Below are 18,456 nucleotides of genomic sequence, written 5' to 3' on the forward strand. Positions count from 1 at the left end.
GTGGTGGGGCGGGGCGCGGCTTGGCCGCACCGGCGGGCTACTTCTTCGGCCGCGCCAGCATGTCAGCGGTGTTGGTCTTGCGGTCCGCATTCACGCGCTGCACGTGGGGCCGTTCGCCCATGCGGGCCAGGTACTCGCGCACGGGCAGGTCGGCCAGGTAGTCGCGGCCATAGACGATCTTGGTGGCCGAGCTGACCAGCGGCAGGTGCACGATGGCGGCGCAGTCGGCCATCGTGAAGCTGTCGCCGCCCACATAGGGGCCGAACTTCGCCAGCTGGGCGAAGGCGGCGATGTTCTTCTCCAGTTGCGCGCCCACCTTTTCCTTGGCGGTGTCGCTCACGGTGCCGCCAAAGAAGGCCTGCGGGTACAGGTTGCGCGCCACCAGCTCCAGGTGCAGCTCCAGAAAGGTGATCAGCTCGCGCACCTTGGCGGCCTGGTAGGGGTCGGCGGGGACCAGCGCGTGCCCGGGGTGGGCGGCTTCGATGTAGTCGGCGATCACGGCCGATTCGCACAGCGGGCCCTGGGGCGTGCGCAGGTAGGGCACCTTGCCCAGCGGGCTGGCGCTGCGGTCGACCTCGCCCACCCAGGCCAGTTCCTCGGTGAACGGCAGGCCCTTTTCGAGCAGGGCGAGCTTGACCTTGTTGTAGTAATTGCTGGCCGAAAAGCCGCAGAGTGTGAGCATGGTGGCGTCTCCGTGATGGTGGTGAATGCAGCACGCATCCTAGGCCCGGGCGGGGGCGCAGTCCGTCGCGCAGATGACCCAGGTCAAGGGCTGGCGGGTGGCCCCCCCTACAATCGGGCCCTCATGTGGTCCCCCCTGCAAACCCTCCGCAGCCTTCGCTGGCTCGCCCGCCTGGTGCTGGCGTGGTTTGTGTTGTCCATCGGGGTGGCCGTGGCGTCGCCCCTGGTCAACCCGCAGGCGATGGAGTTGATCTGCTCGGGCTCGGGTGCCATCAAGCTCCTGGTCAAGACCGACGATGGCGTGCAGGAGGTGCAGGGCCACACGCTCGACTGCCCGCTGTGCGCGCATGTGGGTGCCCCACCCCCCATGTCGCAGGCCCAGCTGCCTGTGGTCCACCCCCTGGCGCATGCCCTGCGCCCCATCCCCGCCGCGCACATCGCTGCGCGCACCGCCGCGCCGTTGCCGCCGCGCGGGCCCCCGGCCCTCTCCTGAATCTGCTATTTGTTTGATAGCTGCTTGCGCGCGCCCATTGTGCGCAAACGGCCTATTTGGCTTGAAATTCAGGAGTTCCCATGCGCAAAAGCCGCATGGCGCTGGCCGTGGCCAGTGCCTTTCCTTTCGTCCTCACCTTCACATGCATCGGCGCCGTGCCCGCGTTTGCGCAGACCGCTGACAGCACCGGCAGCAGCAATGCCCCCGTCAAGGAACTGGGCGTGGTCACCATCACCGGCGGCCAGCCCACCTCGCTGCCCACGCAGATCCCCACCACCATCGAGGGCGTGACGCGCGAGCAGATCGAGCATTCGATCAACGCCACCGACAGCGAAGACGCGCTCAAGTACCTGCCCAGCCTGCTGGTGCGCAAGCGCTACATCGGCGACTACAACCACGCCGTGCTGTCCACCCGCGCCTCGGGCACGGGCAACCCGGCGCGGTCCATGGTGTTTGCCGACGGCATCTTGCTGAGCAACTACCTGGGCAACGGCCCCACCAACGCGCCGCGCTGGATGCTGGTCACCCCCGAGGAGATCGAGCGCGTGGACGTGCTCTACGGCCCGTTCTCGGCCGCCTATGCGGGCAACTCGGTGGGCGCTGTGGTGGACTACGTCACGCGCATGCCCACAAAGTTCGAGGCGCACGGCCAGGTCAGTTATCAGCACCAGCCGTTTGACCTGTATGGCACCAACGCCACCTATGCGGGCAAGCAGGTGAGCGCCTCGGTGGGCAACAAAAACGGCGACTGGTCGTGGTTCCTCAACTTCAACAAGACCGACAGCGAAGGCCAGCCGCTCACCTTCCCCACGCGCCTGGTGTCGGCCGGTGCCGTGGGCAGCGCGGGCACGCCGGTCACGGGCGCGGTGCTGGGCAACAACCGCAGCAACCAGCCGTGGGTTCTGCTGGGCACCGCCACGCAGTACCACACGCAGCAGGACCACATCAAGGCCAAGATCGCCTACGACATTTCACCCACCGTGCGCGCGGCCTACACCTTCGGCTGGTGGCACAACGAGTCCGAAGGGCGCCCCGCCAGCTACCTGCGCGATGCCAACGGCAACGCGGTGTACAGCGGCATGGTCAACATCAACGGCCGCTCGTACACGCTGGCGCCCACCGACTTCAATGCGTCCAACGAAAGCCTCACCCACTTCATGCACGGGCTCTCGGTCAAGAGCCACACCCAGGGGGCGTTCGACTGGGAAGTGGCCGCCAGCCGCTACGACTACCAGACCGACACCCTGCGCGCCGCCACCGTGGCGCTGCCTGCGGCACTGAACGGCGGCGCGGGCCGCATCGTCAACAACAAAGGCACGGGCTGGAACACGCTGGCGGCCAAAGGCACCTGGCGGCCGGGTGGTGTGCAGGGCACGCACATCGTGGACTTCGGCCTGCAGCGCGACAGCTACCAGCTGCGCACGGTCGAGAACGCCACCACGGACTGGATCGGTGGCGCAGCCGGAGCCCGCAACCAGGCCTTCAACGGCGACACGCAACTCACCGGTTTGTGGGCCCAGGACACCTGGAAGATTGCGCCGCAGTGGAAGGCCGTGCTGGGTGCCCGCGCCGAGCGCTGGAGCGCCAGCAACGGCCAGACCGGCAATGCCACCACCACCCTGAACCACCCCGAGCGCAACGAGACTTCGGTGTCGCCCAAGGCCGCCGTGGCGTGGCAGGCCAGCGACCTGTGGGTGCTCAAGGCCTCTACCGGCCGCGCGGTGCGCATGCCCACCGTGGCCGAGCTGTACCAGGGCGGCATCAGCGGCAGCGGCACGCTCATCAACAACGACCCGAACCTGAAACCCGAAAAGAGCTGGACCACCGAGCTGACGGCCGAGCGGGACTTGGGCAATGGGCTGCTGCGTCTCACGGCCTTCTTCGAGCGCACCCGGGACGCGCTGTATTCGCAGACCAACGTGCTCGTCACGCCCAACGTGACCAACATCCAGAACGTGGACGCGATCCGCACCCAGGGCATCGAGCTGTCGTACCAGGCGGCCAATGTATTCCTGCGGGGCCTGGACCTGGGCAGCAGCCTCACCTGGACGGACTCCAAGATCACGAAGAACGACAAGTTCCCCGCCAGCGTGGGCAAGTGGCAGCCGCGCATCCCGCAGTGGCGCGCGAGCGCCGTGGCCACCTACCGGCCGGACGACAAATGGTCGTACACCCTGGGCGCCCGTTACAGCGGCAAGCAGTACGGCACGCTCGACAACACCGACGTGAACGGCTTCGCCTACCAGGGCACGAGCCGCTACTTCACCACCGACGTGCGCGTGCGCTACCAGATCACCAAGCAGGTCAGCGCCGCCGTGGGCATCGACAACCTCAACAACTACCAGTTCTGGAACTTCCACCCCTACCCGCAGCGCACCTACATGGCTGAGCTGAAAGTGGATTTGTAAGCCCCCCTGAGCGGCTGCGCCGCATCCCCCCAGGGGGACGCCCCCGGCGCGGCGGGGCGGCCCTTGCGCGGGGGCACTGGCTTTGGCGCGCGCCAGTTTTCGAAATCATCTATTGTTGAAAAGGTCTGAATATGAATACTATGAAAAAGATAGCTGCTACCGCTTTGCTGCTGGGCGCTGGATGCATTTTTGGCTCTGCAGCATCCGCCCATGTGGTGCTCGAATACCAAGTGGCCCCGGCGGGCGCCAGCTACAAGGCCAGCTTCAAGGTCGGCCATGGCTGCGGCGCATCGCCCACGCGGCAGGTGGTGGTGGACATCCCGGCCGGCATGCGCGGCGCGCGCCCCATGCCCAAGGCCGGCTGGACGCTCGATGTGCAGCGCGACAAGCTCGCCCAGCCCTACACCAGCCACGGCCGCAGTGTCACCGAAGACGTGGTGCGCATCACCTGGACGGCCCGGACGCCGGACGACATGCTGGCCAGCGCCCACTACGACGAGTTCGTGCTCGTGGCCCAGGCGCCCGAGCAGGCCGGCACCGTGTACTGGCCCGTGCGCCAGGTGTGCGTCGAAGGCCGCAACGACTGGGTCGAAGTGCCCCAGGCCGGGCAAAAGCTCTCGGACCTGAAGTCCCCTGCGGCGGCGCTGGAGATTCTGCCCACCGGTGGCGCGGCGGCCCACAATCACTGACCGGATATCAGAACCTGTTCCCCCCCTGGATAACCGAAAGACATTCATGAAAAAACTGCTCCACACCGCCACCCTGCTTGCCACGCTGGCCGCCGCCTTGGCCAGCGCCCCTGCCTGGGCACAGACCGCCGCCGTCAAGGTCGAAGGCGCCTGGGCCCGCGCCAGCGTGCAGGGCCAGAAAGCCACGGGTGCCTTCATGCGCCTCACCGCCCAGGACGGCGCCCGCCTGGTGCGCGTCGAGTCGCCCGCCGCCGGCCTGGCCGAGGTGCACGAGATGAAGATGGAAGGCGACATCATGAAGATGCGCGCCCTGCCCGCGCTGGACCTGCCTGCGGGCAAGACCGTGGAACTCAAGCCCGGGGGCTACCACGTCATGCTGCTGGACCTGAAGGCGCCGCTGGCCAAGGACAGCGCGGTGCCCCTCACCCTGGTGTTCCAGGACGCCAAGGGTGCAGAAAGCAAGCTGGAGTTGAGCGTGCCCGTGGGCACCGCCGCGCCCGGCGCCGCCAAGGCGCATGAGCACAAACACTGAGGAACAGGCCCGCACGGCCGCCTTCGCGGCCGCAACGCATTGGGGTAAGCTGTGTCCCCACCACAGACCCACCTCGTCCACCTCTTGCGGAGCGGCCATGAGCGACACATCCAACAACTTCGGTTTCGGCAAATTCGTCCCCGGTTTTGACTTTCTCCAAAGTCTGGCCAAGGGGGCGTCCACCAGCATTCCGCAGTTGCCCAACCTCTCCAACTGGGTGGCTCCCACCATCAGCGTGGAAGAGCTGGAAAAGCGCATCGACGAACTCAAGGCCGTGCAGTTCTGGCTGGAGCAGAACTCGCGCGCGCTGGCCGCCACCATCCAGGCGCTGGAGGTGCAGAAGATGACCCTGGCCACGCTCAAGGGCATGAACTTCAGCATGGGCGACGTGGCCAATGCCTTCAAGCTCAAGACCGCCGACACCGTGATGAGCGGCGTGCAGAAGGCGGCCGACACCGTCACCGGCGCCGCCGAAGCCGTGACCAGCGCCGCCGCCCGCGTGACGGGCCGCGCAACCGCCGAAGAGGAAACCCCGGACGAGGCCGATGCTGAGCCCGCACCCGCTGCAAAGGCCAAGCCCCAGGCCAAAGGCAAGGCATCGGCCGCGGCCGAGCCCGCCGTGGTGGACCCGATGCAGTGGTGGGGCGCGCTCACCAGCCAGTTCCAGCAGATTGCCGCCAATGCCATGAAGGACGCGGCCAAGCAGACGGCCATTGACACCACCAAGAACATGGCCACGGGCCTCGCCAAGGAGGCCCTCAAGACGGCCACCGGCATGGCCAGCCAGTTTGCCGCCAAGGGCATGCAGACCATGCAGGGCGGCGCCAAGCGGGCTAGCGCCTCCGGCGCCGCTGCCAAAAAGGCCCCCGCCGCCAAGAAGCCCGCGGCGCGCAAGGCCGCCGCCAAACCCGCAGCCAAGAAGACCAGCAGCACCCGCACTGCGGCCGCCCGCAAGCGAACGGGCTGACGCTCACGCCGACGCAGGCGGGCAGGGCCACCCGCAGGGGGCGCAACACCGGCCCACCCCTGCCCTGGTACGGAGACCTCCACCATGAAACTCTTTCCCACCGGCCATGCCACCCACCCGCAGTGGCGCATGGCGGCCGCACTGGTGCTGGCGCAACTGCGCGCCCAGATGGCGCTGCCCGAATACGCGACAGCGCCCACGCTGGGCCTGCTCTACATCACCGACCACTACGCGAGCGACGCCCAGGCCCTGCTCGACCACCTGAGCGGTGAGCTGCCCGAGGTGACCGACTGGAGTGGCACCGTGGGCGTGGGCGTGTCGGCCAACAACGCCGAATACTTTGACGAGCCCGCGCTGTCGGTGATGCTGCTGGATGTGCCGGCCGACCAGTACCGCGTGTTTTCGGGCGTGGCACCGCTGCCCGCCCATGCGCCCCGGCCGGGCAGCGGTTTTGTGGCGCACACGGCCCTGGTGCACGCCGATGGCCACACGCCCGAGCTGGCCGGGCTGCTGGCTGAGATGGCCGCGCGCACCGAGTCCGGCTACCTGTTTGGCGGCCTCAGCGCCAGCCGCACGGCCAGTGTGCAGTTTGCCGTGGGCGGCGACGGCAACATGGCCGGGCAGGGCGGGGCCAGCGGGGTGTTTGACGGCGGCCTGTCGGGCGTGGCGTTTGATGCCGGGGTGGCACTGGTCTCGCGCGTCACCCAGGGCTGCCAGCCCGTGGGCGCGCTGCACACCATCACCGCGGCGCAGGACAACGTGGTGCTCGCGCTCGATGGCGAGCCCGCGCTCGATGTGCTGCTGGACACGCTGCAGGTGTCGCTCGATGGCGGCGACCCGCAGCCCGCGCTGCGCAAGGTGCGCGCCACGCTGGCCGGGCTGGTGAGTGCGGGCGAACAACCCCAGGGGCAGCGCCGCACGGGCCACTTCGGCACCGACACGCGTGTGCGGCACATCGTGGGGCTCGATGGCAGTCGCCGGGGCGTGGCCCTGGCCGACCAGGTGGAGCCGGGCATGCACCTGGCGTTCTGCCAGCGCAACGTGGCGGCGGCGCGTGCCGACCTGATGCGCATCTGCGCTGAAATCCGTGAAGAACTGTCGCCCGAGGAGCTGGAGCCCGCGCCGCTCGAATCGTCATCGGCAGCGCGGGGCGGGCCCGCCCCTGCGCCCGGAACGCCCGGGGCCGGGGTGTTGCCGCAGACGGGGCGGCGCATCTGCGGCGCGATCTATGTGAGTTGCTCGGGCCGGGGTGGGCCGCATTTTGGCGGAGCCAGCGCCGAGCTGCAGATCGTGCGCCATGCGCTGGGGGATGTGCCGCTGGCCGGGTTTTTTGCGGGCGGCGAGATCGCCCACCACCACCTTTACGGCTACACCGGGGTGCTCACCGTGTTTGTGGACAACGTGCCGCAGGGCTGACCGGATCAGAGGGCCGGGCTGTCTTCGGCCTCGGCCCGTTCTTCGGGCGTGAGGCGGGTGGCCAGGATCTTGTCGATGGTCTTGCCATCCATGTCCACCACCTCGAGCTTCCAGTCCTCCCACTGCACCGTGTCGGTCACCTTGGGCAGGCGGCCCGTGAGCAGCATGATCATGCCGCTCAGCGTGTGGTAGCGGCCGCGCTCTTCTTCGGGCACGGCGTCCAGGTTCAGGCGGTCTTTCAGCTCGGGCACGGGGATGTGGCCGTCCAGCAGCCAGCTGCCGTCTTCGCGCTGCAGCGCCCACGAGGTCTCGGGGTCGCGCGGCTGGAACTCGCCCGTGATCGCCTCGATCAGGTCCTGCAGCGTGACGATGCCCTGCACTTCGCCGTACTCGTCGATCACGAAGGCCATGTGCACGTCCGACAGGCGGAAGTTGTCCAGCAGTTCCATGCCGGTGATGGTCTCGGGCACGTACAGCGCGGTCTGCAGCATCTGCGGGGTCAGGCCCTGGGCGCGGTCGCGCAGCGCGCGCGCCATCCACTGGCGGGCGTTGATCACGCCCAGGATGTTGTCCATGCCGCCCCGCACCACCGGGAAGCGCGCGTGGTCCGATTCTTCGATGCGCTGCAGCGTGCCTTCAAACGGCGCGTCGATGTCCAGGCACACCACGTCGCCGCGCGGCACCATCAGCGAGCCGATCTGGCGGTCGTCCAGCCGGAACACATTGCGCACCATGGTGTGCTCGTGCGACTCGATCACGCCGGCGGTGGTGCCCTCCACCAGCATGGCGTGGATCTCTTCTTCGGTCACGGGGCTGCCGCTGGTTTCCTTCACGCCCAAGAGGCGCAGCAGGGTGCGTGTGGAGGTGGACAGCAGCAGTACAAAGGGCTTGGTCGCCAGGGCCAGAAAGTTGATGGGCCGGGCCACCAGGCGGGCGAAGGTTTCGGGGTAAGACTGGCCGATGCGCTTGGGCACCAGCTCGCCCACCACGATGGAGAAGTAGGTGATCAGCACCACCACCAGGCCGGTGGCCGCGTAGCTGCCGACCTGCACCGGCACGCCCATGCGTTCCAGCCAGGCGGCCAGCGGGGCGGCCAGTGCGGCCTCGCCCACGATACCGTTGAGCACACCGATCGACGTGATGCCGATCTGGATGGTGGAGAGAAAACGCGTGGGGTCTTCGCCCAGCTTCACGGCAGCGGCGGCACCGCTATCGCCCTCATCAATCAGCTTTTGCAACCGCACCTTGCGGGCCGTGACCAGAGCAATCTCGGACATGGCAAACAGGCCGTTGAGACAGATGAGGGCGAACAGTATTGCTATTTCCATACAAAGGGCGCCTTGCGCGCCCTTGGGTGTTGAGTTGCAAGCGATTGTACGGAAGGGGGGCGGTGGGCCCCGTTTCTCCCAGCGCAGGGGCTCAGCCGCCCTCGGTGGGCAGGCCGGTGGCATCCCATTCGGGCAGCCCCCCGCGCAGCCAGTACACCGACTTGAAGCCCTTGGCGGCCGCCACCTTGGCCGCCTTGTAGGACTTCCAGCATTCGGCGCCGTTGCAGGCAAAGATCACGGGCTTGGCCTTGTCCAGGCCCGGCAGCTTGTCCAGCGCCTGGAAATCATCCTGCGCGGCGTTGAAGGCCACGTCCTTGAGGCTTTTCTCCACATAGGCTGCGAACACGGCGCCCCGGATGCGCTTGGCCTTGAATTCCTTCTCGGTGCGCGTGTCCACCAGCGTGGCGCCCTGCGCCTGGATCAGGGTTTGCGCCTCGCGCGCGGTGATACGGCTCACCCCGGGCAGGCTGGTGGGGGTGAAGAGGCCCAGCTCCGCCACGCGGCGGTATTCGGTGGCCTCGGGGCGCAGGGCGACGGGCGGCAGCCCGGTGGCGGGCGGCGTGGCGCCAAACCACTGGGCCAGCCGGTTGCGCGCATCGGCGGGCAGGTCCTTCTTCACCACCACCGAGAAGCCGCCGGGCACGGGCTGCGAGGTGGCCAGCACGCGCGCGGCGTTGGGGTGCGCGGCCGACCACTCGGCCCAGTCGTCCTCGCGCACCACGGTGGCGTCGGCCGTGCCCAGGGTCAGGGCCGTGAGGCCGGCCTGGGGAAACTTCTCGTACTGCACGGCACGCAGGTCCTGGAACGACAGCCCGGCCTCGTTGAGCATGCCGCGCGCCATGTAGGTGTAGATCGAGTCCTGCTGCGGCAGGTAGAGGCGGCGGCCCTTCATCGCGGGCACGGCGTCGATCTGCGCCAGCCCCACCAGCAGGTACTTGTCGGATTTGTGCGTGGCGCCCACCAGCTCGTAGCCCCGCTGCAGGGCCGAGGCCGCCACCTGGGCCGGGCCGATGAAGATGTCGTAGCCCGCGCTGCGGGTGGCGCGCATCACGTCGGCCAGGTCGTCGCTGGTGGTCAGGGCCACGGTTTGGCCGGCGGCCTTGGACAGGCCCGATTCGGCGGCCGTGCGCAGGATGGAATGGGCGGCCTTGCGCGCGGTGGGCTCCACGGCCACCATGGCCGTGAGCTGGGCCAGTGCCGAGCCGCAGGCCAGGCCCCAGCCCAGCAGCACCGCCAGCCGGATGCCAGCGCGGGAGACTGTGGTTTTTTTATAGGTGTTCATGGCGTCGCCCTTTCTCTCGATCTCGAAGACAGCGCGAATATGCCCATGCCAGCCCATATGCGTACGGATGTTTCGAATGTTTTGTGTTTGTTACTTTTGTTAACGCATTGTTGCGCGCGCAGGGGAGGGGCTGCCGCACAGAATGCGGGCTGGCTTCGCCTGCCGGTTCCTTCCCCCCCCCCCACCTTTTCGGAGACGTTCCCATGACAGATTCCACGACCTTGCCGCGCCGCCACCTGTTGGCCGGAAGCGCTGCCGCCCTGGGCGCGCTGGGCCTGGCCGGGTGGGCCGGCGGTGCCCGGGCCCAGCAGGCGGCCGCCCCTGCTGCCAAGCCGCTGCCGGCCTATGCGGGCTGGAAGTCCCCCGATGCGCTGATCGTGCACAGCAGCAGCACGCTGGAGACACGGCGCGCGGCGTTTGGCACCAGCGTCATCACGCCCTCCAACCAGCTTTATGTGCGCAACAACCTGCCCGCACCCGATGCGGCCATTCTGGACAACCGCGAGGCCTGGAGCGTGGCCATCGAAGGTGTGAAGAGCCCGCGCAGCCTTACGCTGGCCGAACTCAAGACCCTGGGCGTGGAAACCGTGGCCACCGTGCTGCAGTGCTCGGGCAATGGCCGGGGCTTCTTCCCCAGCAAGCCCAGCGGCACACCCTGGCAGGTGGGCGCAGCAGGTTGTGTGGTCTGGAGCGGCGTGCCGCTGCGCAACGTGGTGGCGGCCCTGGGCGGGCTGGCCGACGGTGCCGCCTACCTGACCGGCACGGGCGGCGAAAAACTGCCCGAGGGCGTGGACCCGTTGTCGGTGCTGGTGGAGCGCTCGGTGCCCGTGAAGGCGCTGGACGACGCGCTCCTGGCCTGGGAGATGAATGGCGAGCCGCTGTCGCTGGCGCACGGCGGGCCGCTGCGCCTGGTGGTGCCGGGCTACCAGGGCGTGAACAACATCAAGTACGTCAAGCGCGTGGCGTTTACCGGCGCACAGTCGCAGGCGCGCATCATGTCGCACGGCTACCGCATGTCGCCGCCGGGCAGCAAGGCCAGTCCCGACCAGCCGTCGGTGTGGGAGATGGGCGTCAAGTCCTGGATCAACGGCCCGCTGCCCGACAAGGGCGCGCTCAAGCCCGGCCCGGTGCAGGTGCACGGCGTGGCCTTTGGCGGCACGCGCGGCATCAAGGGCGTGGAAGTGTCGGTGGATGGCGGCAAGACCTGGCAGGCGGCCAAGCTCATTGGCCCGGACCTGGGCCCCTTTGCGTGGCGGCAGTTTGTGCTGCCCGTGCGCCTGGAGGCGGGCACCCATGTGCTGGCCAGCCGCGCCACCGACACGGCAGGCCATGTGCAGGCCGAGCAGCGCGAGGAGAACCTGGGCGGCTACAACAACGCGAGCTGGCGCGACCATGCTGTCACAGTGGCCGTCGCCTGACATGGGGTGGTTGAACCGGGTGCGCCACCTCGGGGTGGCGTTGTCTGCAGTCGGCACCTGTGCGGCGGCCTGGGCTGCCGACCCGGCTGAGCTGGCGCGCGGCAAGGAGCTGTTCACCAAGGTCCAGCCCGCCTGCGCCGTGTGCCACACGCTGCAGGCCGCCGGTGCCGAAGGGCAGGTGGGCCCGGTGCTGGATGAACTCAAGCCCGACGCGGGCCGCGTGCTGCGCGCGCTGAAGGCGGGCATCGGCGTGATGCCCTCGTATGCCGAGCGCATGAGCGAGAAGGACATGCAGGCCGTGGCGCAGTTTGTGGCGCATGCCACGGGCGCGGCCAAGTAGGCGCGGCCGGGCGCATCGGTTGCAGCGCTGCTTCGCTGCAACCGCGTTCTACTTCATGCCGCCGTGCGTGAGGGCACCAGCGCCGCTGCCGTTGCGCGCCCCTGCACGCCCTGGAACGCGAAGTCCACCTCGGGCACCCGGCCGCTCACGATGTCGGCCAGGGCCTTGCCCGAGCCGCAGGCATGCGTCCAGCCCAGCGTGCCGTGGCCGGTGTTGAGGAACAGGTTGCCCACTTTCGTCTTGCCGATCAGCGGCACGTTGCTGGGGGTGGCGGGGCGCAGGCCGGTCCAGAACTGGGCCTGGCTGGTGTCGCCCGCGCCGGGGAAGAGCTGCTCCACGCGCCGCACGATGGCCTCGCAGCGCACTTGGTTCAGGTGGCGGTCATAGCCGTTCAGTTCGGCCGTGCCCGCAATGCGCAAACGATCACCGCCGCGTTCGCTGGTGTAGCGCGAGAACACGAGCTTGAACTCGTCGTCCGTGAGGCTCACCTGGTGCGCTTTGGATGCGTCCTTGACGGGCATGGTCACCGAGTAGCCCTTGGCCGGGTAGATGGGCAGGTGGATGCCCAGCGGCTGCGCGAGCAGCGGGCTGAACGAGCCCATGGCCAGCACAAAGGCATCGCCGCGCACGCGCTCAAAGCGGCCTTCGGCGTTGGTCACCTCCACATGGTCGATGCTGCCGCCCACGGTGCGCAGCGCAGTGATGTGGTGGCCCATGCGGAACTGCACGCCCGCCGCCTCGCACAGCTTGGCCAGCTCGCGCGTGAACTGGTTGGCGTCGCCCGATTCGTCCTCGGCCGTGAACGTGGCGCCCGCGAGCTGCGGGCGGATGTGGGCCAGCGCGGGCTCAAGGCGCACCGCCTCGTCGGCACTGATGACCTGGCGCTCGCAGCCCAGCGCGCGCATCTGCTCGGCCGGGGCCAGCGCGCCGTCAAATTCCTTTTGGTTGGTATAGAAGTGCAGGATGCCCTGCGTGCGCTGGTCGTACTGGAGGCCGGTGGCCGCGCGCAGCTGCTGCAGCGTGTCGCGGCTGTAGGTGCCCAGGCGCACGATCTGCTCGATGTTGTGGCGCGTGCGCCCCGGGGTGCAGTTGCGCAGGAAGGAAAGGCCCCACAGCCACTGGCGCATGTCGGCGCGCAGGCGGAACAGCAGGGGCGCGTCCTCCTGGCCCAGCCACTGCAGCACCTTGAGCGGCGCGCTGGGGTTGGCCCAGGGCTCGGCATGGCTCACCGAGATCTGGCCGCCGTTGGCAAAGCTGGTTTCGGCGCCGGGCGCGCCCTGGCGGTCGATGACGGTCACATCGTGGCCGCGTTGCGAGAGGAAATAAGCCGAGGTCACGCCGAGCAAGCCGGCGCCGAGAACGATCACGCGCATATAAGAGCCTTTGGAGGTTCTAGCGCTTGGTGGATGTGCGGTATCAGCTATTGTTTCAATAGCGAGCGCAGCCGGGGCCGGGCACAGGCCCACCAAGCTGCCGCTCCCCCTGTCCTTGGTACCTGAGAGATTCACCGCCCTCCCACCCGGGCTGCGGCTTGCTCCTTCGGTGCGCCACATGGCGTGGCGGCTCTCCAGACGGCTGTATTGAATGGTGCAGTACGGAACCTGAGCGTGTATGGGAGTTTGCGCCTTCGGTGCACGGCGGGTGGTGCCGCTGTGCTCTCCTGCGGGGGCCATTCTAGGAGCGCCCGGTGCGCAAAAAGCGGCCTCCTGGCGCTAATGGACCGCAATCGTTGCTGATGCTGGGGCCGCTGGCCGGGGCTGCCGCTGGCCATAATCCGCCGATCTCCCGCCCCTTGGACCCGCCCCATGCCCGATACCGATACCGCCTTTGATCCGCAGACCAGCGCCGCCGTGCTCACCCTGGCCCGCCAGGGGCGCACGCCCCGCCCGCTGGACCTGCCCGCCGCGTTGCGCCCGCAGAACGCAGCCCAGGCCTATGCCGTGCAGGACGCCGTGGTGCGCGAGCGCGGCGAGATTGCGGGCTGGAAGGTGGGCGCCGCCGCACCCGATGCCGAGCCCGCGCGCGCGGCGCTCACACGCGATTCGGTCTGGGTGGCGCAGGCCCCGCACGCCGGGCAGGCCGCCGTGCACCTGTCCGCTGCCGGTTTTGCGGTGTTGGGGGTGGAGGCGGAGCTGGTCTATGAACTGGGCGCGGACCTGTCCCCGCGCGAAACGCCCTACAGCCTTGCCGAGGTGCGCGCGGCCCTGGTGTCGGTGCGCGCTGGCATCGAGGTGTGCGATACCCGTTTTGCCGCCTGGGCCCGGCAGGGCGAGTGGAGCCGCCTGGCCGACCAGGCCTGCCACGGCGCCCTGGTGGTGGGCACAGGGACGGCCAACGTGGCGGGGGTGCAGCCCCTGGCGCAAGGGGTGGGGCTGTCGGTGAACGGATCGGTGGCCGTGCAGCACGCCACCTGGGGCAACCCGGCGGGCGACCCGCTGCGGCTGCTGGCCTGGCTGGCCAACACAGGCGCACACAGCCTGGGCGGGCTGCGCGCGGGCCAGTGGGTGACCACGGGCTCGTGCACCGGCACCGTGCTGGTGGCGCCGGGCACGCGGGTGGTGGCGGACTTCCCCGGCCTGGGCCGGGCGGAGCTGGCGTTCGACTGATCCCGCAGCCGCTCCTGCTGCGGGGCTGGCGCGTCAGCGGCGGTAGGGGTTGTCGGGGCGGCGGTCGTGGCGGTTGGGCACGCCGTCGCCATCGCGGTCACGGTCGTAGCGGTTCGGGACCCCGTCGCCGTCCCGGTCCCAGCCGCCGGGCTGCATGCTCCAGCGGCCACCGTTTTCAACCCAGCGCGGTTCGCGGTAGTGGTAGCCGGGGCGGGCCTTCACCCAGTAGCCGGATTGCCAGACATGGCGGTGGCCGCGCCACTCCCAGTGGCCGGGCACCCACACCATGCCCCGGCGCGGGTGGGGCATGGCCTCGTGGCGGGGCGGTGGCGGCGCCTGGTACTGCACCAGCACGGGCGCGGGGACCCGGTAGGTGGGCGTGCTGGTGCCGATGACAACGGTGGCGTTGGTGTGCTGCGCGCGGGTCGCTGTGGCGGTGCCCAGTGACAGCAGGGCGATGGAAGCCGCGGCGCAGGCATGGCGGGCCATGGGGGTCATGGTGGTCTCCTCAAAAAAGGCCCCGGGTGGAACCGGGAGACTGCATCGTGCAGGCGGTGCGTCAAGCCGGTGTAGGCCGATTGCGAAGTCTTGTGAAGTTGTGTGTCCGTCAGCGCCACCACACCAGGGTGGCCACCACCAGCAGCGCTGCCCAGGCGGGGTGCCGGCCGTCCGTGGCATAGAACACCAGCAGCCCGCTGGCCAGCGTGGCGGCACCCGCCACATCGGCCACCCAGGCGCCTAGGGCTGCATCCACCGGCACCGTGCCCAGGCGCCACAGCACTGCGGCCAGGGCCCAGCCCAGCACCGTGACCAGGTGCCACGAGCCCCACAGGATGCGCACCTGCCGCTCGCGCAGCACGGGGTGGCCGCCCGTGGGCACCACGCCCTGCGTGCGCAACCGGCGGAACAGCAGGACTTCGCCCAGAACGGAATGGGCCAGGCCGATCAGCGCCAGGCCCCCGGCGGCCAGTACCAAGGCAGTGTTCATGGACAGGTTTTCCGTGGATTCTTCAAGAAGGCCGTGGCGTACCGGGGCCTGCATTCACCGCCGTGGGCGCCGGCACAGGGCCAGCGCGGGGGGCAGGGCCAGCCAGAAGCCCGAGGCCGGCATGAGCACGATGCCCAGCACCGTGAGGGCCAGCACCCCCATGCCCAGCGGACGCAACGGAACGGGCGCCAGGACCGCATGGCGCTCGAGGAGCAGGACGGCCCAGCCCAGCAGCGCGAGCACGCCGCCAAACAACACAAACCAGGCGACGGCGCCCACCATCGGGTCGGTGCCGACGCTGTCAAAAACGCCGCGCCGGGCGATCTCCTGCAATTGGGGCAGGAACACGACAGCGGCAAACGCCGTGTGCACCGCTGCCACGGCCAGCAGCCACCCGCCTTTCCAGGAGGCACGAAAAGGCGTGGGGTGGCGGCGGGGCGATGGGGTGGTGTGGGGGGGCAGCATGGTCAGGGGTTCCGGGTGGCGGCGGTGCCGCGGGGGAAGAGGGGGCTGGAGGTACGCACCCGCGCACCCAATTGGGTGAGCAGGTGCATGAGGCCCATCCACATGCGCTCGAACGCGGGCATCTCGCCGGGCACCTGCGCCAGGTGGCGGCCCAGCATGCGCTGGTGCTGGGGGGCGGTGAGGGGCGGCGGGGTCTTGCGGCCAAAGTCGAACACCGCCTGCGTGAAGGGCTCGATCTGCCAGGCCTGCATCTCGGCCAGCGCGGGCGCAAGGGCGTGGGTGTAGGTGGCCAGGTCCAGGTCGGCACGGGCCAGCCCCAGGGCCTGGTAGGCCTGCAGCACCTGCGCGTCGCGCAGTGGGTCGGCGGCCGGCCGCAGCAAGGCCGACCAGGCCTGTGTCACCTGGTGCCGAAAGCCGCCGGACAGGCTGCGCGTGCAGCCAAAGTCCAGCACGCCCACCGTGCCATCTGCCGAAAAAAGGAAGTTGCCGGGGTGCGGGTCGGCATGCACCCGGCCCAGCGCAAAGATGCAGTGCATGAACCAGTCCCACAGGTGCTGCCCGGCCTGGTCGCGCTGCGCCTGCGGGGGCTGCGTGGCCAGCCAGGCCTGCAGGTGCTGGCCCGGCAGGTGCTGCTGCGTGAGCACCTGGGCCCGCGTGTGCGACAGGAGGGGCCGGGCCATTGCCACGCCGGGCCGCGCGGCGTGCTGTGCAAACCACTGCAGCTGCTCGGCCTCCTGCAGGTAGTCCACTTCGCGCAGCAGTGTGGCCTCGATCTCGTGCATCACGCCGTTCACCACCGCGTCGGCGGGCAGCGGCAGGTCGGTGTGGGCCAGGGCGCGCAGCGCGGTGCGCATCAGCTGCATGTCGCTGGCAATGGTGGCGGCGATGCCGGGGTACTGCACCTTCACGGCCACGGTGCCATGGCCCGCGAGTTGCGCGCGGTGCACCTGGCCCAGGCTGGCGGCGGCAAACGCGGTGGGCTCGAAGTGGTCGAAGAGCGCCTCTGGCTCCTGCCCGAAAGCCTGGCGGAACACCCGCCCCACCAGCGCGCGGTTGAGCGGCGGCGCCTGGTGGTGGGCGCGTGCCAGCTCCTGCCGCACGCCATCGGGCAGCAGGCCGGGGTGCATGCTGAGCAGCTGCGACACCTTGAGTGCGGAGCCGCGCAGCTGGCCCAGCGCGCCAAACAGGATGCGCCCCAGCGCGGCCTCGTGCTCGGCTTGGGCCGCTACCGAGGGCGTGCGCACGCGGTGCCCCAGCTGGGCCATGCCGATGCGCGCTGCGGCCAGGCCCGTGATGGTGCCGCGCGCGAGCCGGCCCGTGCGGGGGGCGCGGGCGCTACCCATGGTCGGCCAGGCGCTGCACCATGGCCCGCGCAATGCGCCGATGAAACGGCGTGACCACGGCCATGTACGCATGGCCCAGGGCGTTGTGGATGTGCACCACGGTGCTGATCGCCACCGTGGCCGGGCCGCTGCCCGGGCCGTGCTTGGACAGCGAGACCTGCACGTTGAGGTGCTTGTCGTCCTGGCCCATCACCACCTCGGTGTCGCTCAGGTGGCGGATGAGGAAGATGCCCACGCGGTCGCCCACCTGGTAGCTGCGCGCGTCCCGCAGGGAGCGGCCGCTGGCGGGCGGGTGGCCGTCGTGCAGCTGCCCCAGGTCTTTCAGGCCCACCAGGCGCACCAGCCGGTTGCGCAGCGCCATGAGCTGCTGCGTCCAGCGCGGTGTGCGGGCCACCACGTCCAGCCAGGCCTGCAGGGCGCTGCGGGTGGGCTCTGGGTCGGCCACTTCGTAGGCGTCGAAGAACTGCGCGCCGGGCAGGGTGGCGTGGATGGCGGTGCCCGAGGGCACCGGGATCTCGCGCACGGCGGGGGCGTGGGCGGGGTGAGGGGTCATGCGGACTTCCTTTTGCGGGCGGCGCCGGGGGCTTTGGCGGGCGCTGCGGCCTCGGGGTGGGCGCGGGCGGTGCGGGGCGTGCGCTGGGGGGCGGGCTCTGCGGGCCGGGCCGTGTCGGGTGGTGCCTTGGCGGGGCCGGAGGGCGCGCTGGCCATGGCCTGCCTGGCCAGCTGCAGCATGCCCAGCAGGCCACTGCCATGCTGCGCCATGCGGGCCATCTGGCTGCGCAGCACAAAGCCGCCGAGCTGCAGCACGCGGTTGACGAGCCCACTGCGCAGCGCCTGCACCAGCACCCCGAGCGACAGGTCCACCAGCTGCGTGGTGTCGGCAAATTCATCCGAGGTATCGGCCAGCCAGTAGCTCACCACCCCGGCCAGGTAGTCGGTGTACAGCCCGCCTGCCAGGCCCTTGAAGTCGCAGGGCTCGATCTCGCCGCTGGCCTCGGCCGCTTCCAGAAAGCTGGCCACGGCCTCGCGCAGGCTTTGCCGCGCGGCCAGGGGCTCGGCCAGCATCGACAGCGGCGAGCGCCGCGCCAGGCTGCGCAGCTGGGCCACGAATTCGCGGTCGGCCAGCAGCTGCTCCAGCACCGCATCCGTCAGGCGCTGCAGCTTCTCTTGCAGGGTGTAGTCGGTGAAGCAGGGGGCCTGCAGCGTGTCGGCCAGGGCCTGGTGCACGACCTCGTCCAGGTAGCCGAGCACGATGCGGTCCTTGGTCGGGAAGTATTTGTAGATCGTGGCATCGCCAATGCCGGCGGCGCGCGCGATGTCCTTCATCGTCGTGCCGTCGAAGCCCTGGCGGGTCATCAGGTCCACCGCGCTGGCCACGATCTGGCGGCGGGTGGCGTCTTGCTGTTGGCGGGTGGTTTTCAATTTGCTATCTTTAAATCGAATTAATCAATGATTTAAAGAATAGTAAATTTTCATTGTAGCGTCAACAGGCCTGCCAAA

At 69.4% G+C, this 18,456-nt stretch carries 19 protein-coding genes and 1 riboswitch; of the genes, 9 read left to right on the forward strand and 10 right to left on the reverse strand.

What is annotated here, in order from left to right; all coding sequences use genetic code 11:
- Window positions 1-37: 37 nt before the first annotated feature.
- Window positions 38-682: a glutathione S-transferase gene (locus DBV10_RS16565; RefSeq protein ID WP_124514693.1), complete on the reverse strand. Its 645-nt coding sequence runs from the start codon at window positions 680-682 to the stop codon at window positions 38-40.
- 123 nt (window positions 683-805) lie between these two features.
- Between DBV10_RS16565 and DBV10_RS16570 the strand changes: the two genes are divergently transcribed.
- The 6 genes from DBV10_RS16570 to DBV10_RS16595 all read left to right on the forward strand — a co-directional run bounded on the left by DBV10_RS16570 (window position 806) and on the right by DBV10_RS16595 (window position 7,186).
- Complete coding sequence (locus DBV10_RS16570; protein ID WP_124514694.1) at window positions 806-1,174, forward strand: DUF2946 family protein; 369 nt, start codon at window positions 806-808, stop codon at window positions 1,172-1,174.
- Between the two features lie 80 nt (window positions 1,175-1,254).
- Window positions 1,255-3,582, forward strand: a complete 2,328-nt coding sequence (locus DBV10_RS16575) for a TonB-dependent receptor (RefSeq protein WP_124514695.1) — start codon at window positions 1,255-1,257, stop codon at window positions 3,580-3,582.
- 140 nt (window positions 3,583-3,722) lie between these two features.
- Complete coding sequence (locus DBV10_RS16580) at window positions 3,723-4,271, forward strand: YcnI family protein (protein ID WP_370451191.1); 549 nt, start codon at window positions 3,723-3,725, stop codon at window positions 4,269-4,271.
- A 46-nt stretch (window positions 4,272-4,317) separates the two neighbouring features.
- Entirely contained in the window at window positions 4,318-4,803 is a 486-nt protein-coding gene (locus tag DBV10_RS16585; RefSeq protein ID WP_124514696.1) for a copper chaperone PCu(A)C, read from the forward strand.
- A gap of 97 nt (window positions 4,804-4,900) precedes the next feature.
- A complete protein-coding gene (locus tag DBV10_RS16590) occupies window positions 4,901-5,770 on the forward strand; it encodes a PhaM family polyhydroxyalkanoate granule multifunctional regulatory protein (RefSeq protein ID WP_124514697.1) in 870 nt (289 codons plus the stop codon).
- Between the two features lie 84 nt (window positions 5,771-5,854).
- Window positions 5,855-7,186 carry an FIST N-terminal domain-containing protein gene (locus DBV10_RS16595; protein WP_124514698.1) on the forward strand — a complete coding sequence of 444 codons (1,332 nt, stop codon included), beginning with the start codon at window positions 5,855-5,857 and terminating at the stop codon, window positions 7,184-7,186.
- A 5-nt stretch (window positions 7,187-7,191) separates the two neighbouring features.
- On the opposite strand, the gene DBV10_RS16600 is transcribed toward DBV10_RS16595, so the two are convergent.
- Both DBV10_RS16600 and DBV10_RS16605 read right to left on the reverse strand, forming a co-directional pair.
- Window positions 7,192-8,514 (reverse strand): hemolysin family protein, encoded by a 1,323-nt coding sequence (locus tag DBV10_RS16600; protein WP_124514699.1) that lies wholly within the window; start codon window positions 8,512-8,514, stop codon window positions 7,192-7,194.
- A gap of 91 nt (window positions 8,515-8,605) precedes the next feature.
- Window positions 8,606-9,796, reverse strand: a complete 1,191-nt coding sequence (locus DBV10_RS16605) for a rhodanese-like domain-containing protein (RefSeq protein ID WP_124514700.1) — start codon at window positions 9,794-9,796, stop codon at window positions 8,606-8,608.
- 203 nt (window positions 9,797-9,999) lie between these two features.
- Here DBV10_RS16605 and DBV10_RS16610 point away from each other — a divergent pair, with 203 nt between their 5' ends.
- Together DBV10_RS16610 and DBV10_RS16615 are read left to right on the forward strand one after the other, a co-directional pair.
- Window positions 10,000-11,214: a sulfite oxidase gene (locus DBV10_RS16610; RefSeq protein ID WP_124514701.1), complete on the forward strand. Its 1,215-nt coding sequence runs from the start codon at window positions 10,000-10,002 to the stop codon at window positions 11,212-11,214.
- Window position 11,215: 1 nt separating this feature from the next.
- Window positions 11,216-11,554, forward strand: coding sequence for a cytochrome c (locus DBV10_RS16615; protein ID WP_124514702.1), 339 nt, complete (start codon window positions 11,216-11,218; stop codon window positions 11,552-11,554).
- 53 nt (window positions 11,555-11,607) lie between these two features.
- Here DBV10_RS16615 and DBV10_RS16620 read toward each other — a convergent pair whose 3' ends face one another.
- The gene (locus DBV10_RS16620) at window positions 11,608-12,927 is read right to left on the reverse strand and encodes a D-amino acid dehydrogenase (protein ID WP_124514703.1); all 1,320 of its coding nucleotides are present in this window, start codon (window positions 12,925-12,927) and stop codon (window positions 11,608-11,610) included.
- Between the two features lie 99 nt (window positions 12,928-13,026).
- A riboswitch (glycine riboswitch) is annotated at window positions 13,027-13,135 on the reverse strand.
- Window positions 13,136-13,359: 224 nt separating this feature from the next.
- Between DBV10_RS16620 and DBV10_RS16625 the strand changes: the two genes are divergently transcribed.
- Window positions 13,360-14,160 carry a 2-keto-4-pentenoate hydratase gene (locus DBV10_RS16625; RefSeq protein ID WP_124514704.1) on the forward strand — a complete coding sequence of 267 codons (801 nt, stop codon included), beginning with the start codon at window positions 13,360-13,362 and terminating at the stop codon, window positions 14,158-14,160.
- 33 nt (window positions 14,161-14,193) lie between these two features.
- Here the strand turns inward: DBV10_RS16625 and DBV10_RS16630 are convergent, their stop codons facing one another.
- From DBV10_RS16630 to DBV10_RS16655, 6 genes are all read right to left on the reverse strand, one after another.
- Window positions 14,194-14,649 carry a YXWGXW repeat-containing protein gene (locus tag DBV10_RS16630; protein WP_124514780.1) on the reverse strand — a complete coding sequence of 152 codons (456 nt, stop codon included), beginning with the start codon at window positions 14,647-14,649 and terminating at the stop codon, window positions 14,194-14,196.
- Between the two features lie 118 nt (window positions 14,650-14,767).
- On the reverse strand, window positions 14,768-15,148 hold the full coding sequence (locus tag DBV10_RS16635; RefSeq protein WP_124514705.1) for a hypothetical protein: 381 nt from the start codon (window positions 15,146-15,148) through the stop codon (window positions 14,768-14,770).
- A 54-nt stretch (window positions 15,149-15,202) separates the two neighbouring features.
- Window positions 15,203-15,613 (reverse strand): DUF6463 family protein, encoded by a 411-nt coding sequence (locus DBV10_RS16640; RefSeq protein WP_233589956.1) that lies wholly within the window; start codon window positions 15,611-15,613, stop codon window positions 15,203-15,205.
- 2 nt (window positions 15,614-15,615) lie between these two features.
- Window positions 15,616-16,956: an AarF/ABC1/UbiB kinase family protein gene (locus DBV10_RS16645; protein ID WP_124514706.1), complete on the reverse strand. Its 1,341-nt coding sequence runs from the start codon at window positions 16,954-16,956 to the stop codon at window positions 15,616-15,618.
- Window positions 16,949-17,509 carry a DUF2867 domain-containing protein gene (locus DBV10_RS16650; protein WP_124514707.1) on the reverse strand — a complete coding sequence of 187 codons (561 nt, stop codon included), beginning with the start codon at window positions 17,507-17,509 and terminating at the stop codon, window positions 16,949-16,951. Before DBV10_RS16650 ends, DBV10_RS16645 begins: the two co-directional genes overlap by 8 nt.
- Complete coding sequence (locus DBV10_RS16655) at window positions 17,506-18,378, reverse strand: TetR/AcrR family transcriptional regulator (RefSeq protein ID WP_124514708.1); 873 nt, start codon at window positions 18,376-18,378, stop codon at window positions 17,506-17,508. Before DBV10_RS16655 ends, DBV10_RS16650 begins: the two co-directional genes overlap by 4 nt.
- Between the last annotated feature and the right edge of the window lie 78 nt (window positions 18,379-18,456).

This window comes from Acidovorax sp. FJL06 (assembly GCF_003852545.1).
Classification (GTDB): Bacteria; Pseudomonadota; Gammaproteobacteria; order Burkholderiales; family Burkholderiaceae_C; genus Acidovorax.

Coding starts and splice junctions, on each gene's coding strand:
- DBV10_RS16565 (WP_124514693.1), bottom strand. CDS start 682: ATGCTCACACTCTGCGGCTTTTCGGCCAGCAATTACTACAACAAGGTC.
- DBV10_RS16570 (WP_124514694.1), top strand. CDS start 806: ATGTGGTCCCCCCTGCAAACCCTCCGCAGCCTTCGCTGGCTCGCCCGC.
- DBV10_RS16575 (WP_124514695.1), top strand. CDS start 1,255: ATGCGCAAAAGCCGCATGGCGCTGGCCGTGGCCAGTGCCTTTCCTTTC.
- DBV10_RS16580 (WP_370451191.1), top strand. CDS start 3,723: ATGAAAAAGATAGCTGCTACCGCTTTGCTGCTGGGCGCTGGATGCATT.
- DBV10_RS16585 (WP_124514696.1), top strand. CDS start 4,318: ATGAAAAAACTGCTCCACACCGCCACCCTGCTTGCCACGCTGGCCGCC.
- DBV10_RS16590 (WP_124514697.1), top strand. CDS start 4,901: ATGAGCGACACATCCAACAACTTCGGTTTCGGCAAATTCGTCCCCGGT.
- DBV10_RS16595 (WP_124514698.1), top strand. CDS start 5,855: ATGAAACTCTTTCCCACCGGCCATGCCACCCACCCGCAGTGGCGCATG.
- DBV10_RS16600 (WP_124514699.1), bottom strand. CDS start 8,514: ATGGAAATAGCAATACTGTTCGCCCTCATCTGTCTCAACGGCCTGTTT.
- DBV10_RS16605 (WP_124514700.1), bottom strand. CDS start 9,796: ATGAACACCTATAAAAAAACCACAGTCTCCCGCGCTGGCATCCGGCTG.
- DBV10_RS16610 (WP_124514701.1), top strand. CDS start 10,000: ATGACAGATTCCACGACCTTGCCGCGCCGCCACCTGTTGGCCGGAAGC.
- DBV10_RS16615 (WP_124514702.1), top strand. CDS start 11,216: ATGGGGTGGTTGAACCGGGTGCGCCACCTCGGGGTGGCGTTGTCTGCA.
- DBV10_RS16620 (WP_124514703.1), bottom strand. CDS start 12,927: ATGCGCGTGATCGTTCTCGGCGCCGGCTTGCTCGGCGTGACCTCGGCT.
- DBV10_RS16625 (WP_124514704.1), top strand. CDS start 13,360: ATGCCCGATACCGATACCGCCTTTGATCCGCAGACCAGCGCCGCCGTG.
- DBV10_RS16630 (WP_124514780.1), bottom strand. CDS start 14,649: ATGGCCCGCCATGCCTGCGCCGCGGCTTCCATCGCCCTGCTGTCACTG.
- DBV10_RS16635 (WP_124514705.1), bottom strand. CDS start 15,148: ATGAACACTGCCTTGGTACTGGCCGCCGGGGGCCTGGCGCTGATCGGC.
- DBV10_RS16640 (WP_233589956.1), bottom strand. CDS start 15,613: ATGCTGCCCCCCCACACCACCCCATCGCCCCGCCGCCACCCCACGCCT.
- DBV10_RS16645 (WP_124514706.1), bottom strand. CDS start 16,956: ATGGGTAGCGCCCGCGCCCCCCGCACGGGCCGGCTCGCGCGCGGCACC.
- DBV10_RS16650 (WP_124514707.1), bottom strand. CDS start 17,509: ATGACCCCTCACCCCGCCCACGCCCCCGCCGTGCGCGAGATCCCGGTG.